The sequence below is a fragment of the Paraburkholderia caledonica genome (assembly GCF_000383275.1).
Lineage (GTDB): Bacteria > Pseudomonadota > Gammaproteobacteria > Burkholderiales > Burkholderiaceae > Paraburkholderia > Paraburkholderia caledonica.
Genome location: NZ_KB911063.1, coordinates 1 through 4948 on the forward strand (window position 1 = coordinate 1; position 4948 = coordinate 4948).

The 4948-nt window shown below is 61.4% G+C and carries 5 protein-coding genes; 3 read left to right on the top strand and 2 right to left on the bottom strand.

The window, feature by feature from the left end; translation table 11 throughout:
* Both sdhC and H281_RS0134085 read right to left on the bottom strand, forming a co-directional pair.
* The coding region (sdhC, locus tag H281_RS0134075; RefSeq protein WP_020071597.1) for a succinate dehydrogenase, cytochrome b556 subunit at positions 1-354 on the bottom strand (354 nt) is incomplete at its 3' end.
* Between the two features lie 155 nt (positions 355-509).
* Positions 510-1310, bottom strand: coding sequence for a GntR family transcriptional regulator (locus tag H281_RS0134085; RefSeq protein WP_020071599.1), 801 nt, complete (start codon positions 1308-1310; stop codon positions 510-512).
* A gap of 565 nt (positions 1311-1875) precedes the next feature.
* On the opposite strand from H281_RS0134085, the gene H281_RS0134090 reads away from it, so the two are divergent.
* From H281_RS0134090 to H281_RS0134100, 3 genes are all read left to right on the top strand, one after another.
* Entirely contained in the window at positions 1876-2859 is a 984-nt protein-coding gene (locus H281_RS0134090) for a malate dehydrogenase (RefSeq protein ID WP_020071600.1), read from the top strand.
* Between the two features lie 204 nt (positions 2860-3063).
* Entirely contained in the window at positions 3064-4062 is a 999-nt protein-coding gene (locus H281_RS0134095; protein WP_027805193.1) for an HpcH/HpaI aldolase/citrate lyase family protein, read from the top strand.
* 25 nt (positions 4063-4087) lie between these two features.
* A partial coding sequence (locus tag H281_RS0134100) for a citrate/2-methylcitrate synthase (protein ID WP_020071602.1) occupies positions 4088-4948 on the top strand: 861 nt, incomplete at its 3' end.

The following is a 4948-nucleotide window of genomic DNA, read 5'->3' on the forward strand; positions in this document are numbered from 1 at the left end:
CACGACGATGGAGGTCTGCCTGCCGCCTTCCTTGTTGACCGCGCGGTGCGTGTCCATCACGAGGTGACGGATGCCGGCGCAGAAGTGGAACAGGAACGCCCAGGCCAGCACCAGCGTGATGAGCTTGACGATGATGTTGGAGAGAAAGCCCTTGAAGACCTCGAAGCTCAGTTCGGAAGTCAGGCTCTGGTCGAAGAGGTACAGCAGGAACGGAAGGAAAACAAACAGCAGACCACCGCTCAAGCGATGAAGAATCGACACGCGCCCTGCAAGCGGCAGGCGATACGCCGTCAATATCTGCCCGATACCGATGTTCCGGAATTCCGGCCTCGGTTTTTTTACGGCTTCAGCCATGCTAGACCCCTACTTGTAGTCACACTAATCCGCAATTTTAGCGCCTTTTCATATCGCGCTGCAGCGAAAACCCCGACAGGTCCGTTGCAGCACGCGCAATAAAGGCACCGTCAAAAGGCGCGCGCACGAGATGCCACGCCTTCATTCAGCCCGATTCAGCTCAGATCGTTCTGATAGTAGTACCCGGTTGTGACATACCAACCTCGCCGGACTTCCACCGGCCTGTCACCGTAGGTATAGGACACGCGCTCCACCGACAGCAGCGGGAAACCCGACGGCACGTGCAGCAGATCGGCCACCGACGGCTCCGCCGCGACCGCGCGGATTTTCTCCGTAGCGCGGATCATGCGCGTGCCGAATTCCGTCTCGAACATCGCGTACAGGGGCCCCTTGTAATCCGAGAGCCGCTCGAGCGTCAGTCCGCGAAATACGGCACCAGGCAGCCAGATTTCGTCGAGCACGGTGACTTCGCCGTCGAACTGCAGCAGACGCTTGATCAAAACTACGGGATCGGCCGGCTTCAGATCGAGTTGCCGCGCGATTTCCGCCGACGCTCGCATACGCCTGCATTCGAGCAGCCGGCTCACGTGCGGATGCTCGGCGCCGTCATCAGCCAGTAACCGGAGAAAGCGAAACTGCGCGCGATCTTCGTTGTGCGTCGCAACAAACGTGCCTTTGCCCTGACGGCGCACGAGGAGATTCTCGGCGGCAAGTTCGTCGATCGCTTTACGTACCGTGCCCTGGCTGACCTTGTATCTGGCCGCTAATTCGACTTCACTAGGAATGATCTCGCCGGGCTTCCATTCGCCGCTTTCGAGGCTCTGCGTTATCAGCCCCTTGATCTGCTGATACAGAGGGCTAAAAGTGGGCGACGCAGCGGGGACGTTCGCGGATACACCTTCGCCAGCGGCCGTTTGACCGTTCGGATTCGTGGTGTTGGCCGGGTTGGAATTCATGCGCGCATTTCATCATAAAGGGCTGGGCCGCGTCCAGCGTTTCCCCGGCAATAGATGTGTCTTATATAAGACATAAGATAAGGTTGACTTTGCGTCTGCCGACTCCTACACTCCTTGTCGAGCAAGGGTTTGCGGGGGTTTTTGGCAGTTGCGATCTGCATTCGTTTCGCAGCGCCGCGACGCACCGGCAGCCACTCTGCACCATGCTGTTCCCACGCAGTCCAGGTTTCGATTCGCCGCCATTCGTTGGCCAGACGCTCGCCGAAACGCGCTGTTTGCAGGAGCCGCACGGTGCAGCGGCTACGCGGCGCCTCGCTGGTCCGCTCCCGCCCTCTCAGAGAAATACCGGGCCGGCCAGCCGCGAAACGGCGGCCTGAGAGCGCTCGGCAGTACAGGTTTCCGGCATGGCGGTCTTGGCGCAGCGCCGCTGTCGGTCCGCAATTCATGGGCTGGCAGCGGGCGTCCGCAAACACTGAATTCCGCCGTGTTTCACAACGCTTCGAGGAACGCGCATATAGAATGGCGTTTTCCCTAGCGTCTAACGCATCGTCCTGGAGATTTCTCAATGGCTAAGCCCGCAAAGCGCGTTGCCGTCACCGGCGCCGCAGGTCAAATTGCTTACTCCCTGCTGTTCCGCATCGCCAATGGTGATCTGCTCGGTAAGGACCAGCCGGTTGTGCTGCAACTGCTCGACCTGCCGCAAGCGCAAGGCGCCGTCAAAGGCGTCGTGATGGAACTGGATGATTGCGCATTCCCGCTGCTGTCGGGCGTCGTGATCACGGACGACCCCAAGGTCGCATTCAAGGACGCTGACGTCGCGTTGCTGGTCGGCGCACGTCCGCGTTCGAAGGGCATGGAGCGTAAGGACCTGCTGTCGGCCAACGCTGAAATCTTCACGGTTCAGGGTAAGGCGCTGAACGAAGTCGCGAGCCGCGACGTGAAGGTGCTGGTGGTCGGCAACCCGGCCAACACCAACGCCTACATCGCAATGAAGTCGGCACCCGATTTGCCGAAGAAGAACTTCACCGCCATGCTGCGCCTGGACCACAACCGCGCGCTGTCGCAACTGGCCGCGAAGTCGGGCAAGCCGGTCGCTTCGATCGAAAAGCTGGCTGTGTGGGGCAATCACTCGCCGACCATGTACCCGGACTTCCGCTTCGCAACCGCAGAAGGCCAGAGCCTGACCAAGCTGATCAACGACGACGAATGGAATCGCAACACGTTCATCCCGACCGTCGGCAAGCGCGGCGCGGCGATTATCGAGGCACGCGGTTCGTCGTCGGCAGCGTCGGCGGCTAATGCTGCAATCGACCACGTTCGCGACTGGGTGCTCGGCACGAACGGCAAGTGGGTCACCATGGGTGTCCCGTCGGACGGTTCGTACGGCATTCCTGAAGACATCATCTACGGTGTGCCGGTGATCTGCGAAAACGGCGAATACAAGCGCGTGGAAGGTCTGGAAATCGACGCGTTCTCGCGCGAGAAGATGGACGCCACGCTGCAGGAATTGCTGGAAGAGCGCGAAGGCGTTCAGCATCTGCTCGGCTAAGCACCTGATGCAGAACAACCGGAACTCCGTAGCTTCATCGCAGCGGGTTCCGGTTTTTTTCGTGCAAATCGAGCGAAGCGAGCCAATCTGGCGCTTCGCGCGATTCGCACCTGATTCGAACGCGTTTTGCCTGTCTGTACGATCGGACAGAACGCGCCCGAATCGGTTTTCCCTCAACAAAAGCCCACGCTCCTGACGCCGAAGATGCGCGCCCTCACACCCGCCGAAGTGCTGTTTGACGGCGAAGTGCCGCCCGCTGTGCTGCCTGCCTGCGACCACTACGCCGGCAGCGAAAAGCTGATGCTGAAATCGCTCGCGTTACAGCAGCAACTTGGCCCGGTGTTCGACATCACGCTCGACTGCGAAGACGGCGCGCAGGTCGGCCGCGAAGCGGAGCACGCGGAACTCGTCGCGTCGCTGCTCGGCAGCGAGCATGACCGCTTCGGCCGCGTCGGGGTGCGGATTCACGACTTCGACCATCCGCACTGGCGCGACGACGTCCGCCTGATTCTGCGCGCGGCAAAGCGTGCGCCCGCTTACATCACCCTGCCCAAGATCCGCAACGTACCCGACGCCGCCGAAATGGTCGCGTTTATCGAGGCCACGCGGCGCGAGCTTGGCGTCGCCAGAGCAGTGCCAGTGCAATTGCTGGTTGAAACACACGGCGCGCTGACGCGTGTGTTCGATCTTGCCGCGTTGCCCGGTGTCGAAGCGTTGAGCTTCGGTCTGATGGACTTTGTTTCCGCGCACGACGGCGCGATCCCCGATACCGCAATGCGCTCGCCTGGGCAGTTCGATCATCCGCTGGTGCGCCGGGCCAAGCTCGAAATTTCCGCCGCGTGCCATGCGTACGGCAAGGTGCCGTCGCACAACGTCAGCACTGAAGTGCGCGATATGAGCGTGGTTGCAAACGACGCGGCACGCGCACGCAACGAGTTCGGCTACACGCGCATGTGGAGCATTCACCCTGCGCAGGTCGAGGTAATCGTGGCCGCGTTCGCGCCACGCGACGAAGAAATCGCCACCGCCACCGAAATTCTGCTGGCCGCGCAGTCCGCCCAATGGGGACCCACGCGCTATCGCGACACGTTGCATGACCGCGCGAGCTACCGCTATTACTGGTCGGTGCTGCGTCGGGCGCAATCCACTGGCCGGGCCGTTCCGCAAGATGCAGCGCCGCTTTTCGGGGAAGCAGCGCAATGAGCAAACAAACAGGAGAGTGCGGGAGATGAGCGAGACAACGCAATCCGCCGGCGCACAAGGCGGCTTTAAACCGAAGAAATCTGTCGCGCTGTCCGGCGTGACCGCGGGCAACACGGCACTCTGCACGGTCGGCAAGACCGGCAACGATCTGCACTATCGCGGCTACGACATTCTCGACATCGCGGGCAATTGCGAGTTCGAGGAGATCGCGTATCTGCTCGTGCACGAAAAGCTGCCGACACAGGCCGAACTCACCGCGTACAAGACGAAGCTCAAGGCGTTGCGCGGCCTGCCCGCCAATGTGAAGGCCGCGCTCGAATGGATTCCCGCAGCCGCGCATCCAATGGACGTGATGCGCACCGGCGTCTCGGTGCTCGGCACCGTGCTGCCGGAGAAGGACGATCACAACCTGCCCGGCGCGCGCGATATCGCCGACAAACTGATGGCGTCGCTCGGCTCGATGCTGCTGTACTGGTACCACTATTCGCACAACGGCAAACGCATTGAAGTGGAAACCGACGACGATTCGATCGGCGGCCATTTCCTGCATCTGCTGCACGGTGTCGAGCCGTCGAAGTCGTGGGTCGATGCAATGCACGTGTCGCTGAACCTGTATGCCGAGCATGAGTTCAACGCGTCGACGTTCACGGGGCGCGTGATCGCGGGCACCGGTTCTGACATCTACTCGGCAATCACGGGCGCAATCGGCGCGCTGCGAGGACCGAAGCACGGCGGCGCGAACGAAGTCGCGTTCGAGATCCAGTCGCGCTACCAGACGCCGGACGAAGCGGAAAGCGATATCCGCCGGCGCGTCGAGAACAAGGAAGTGGTGATCGGTTTCGGTCACCCGGTCTACACGATCTCGGACCCGCGCAACAAGGTCATC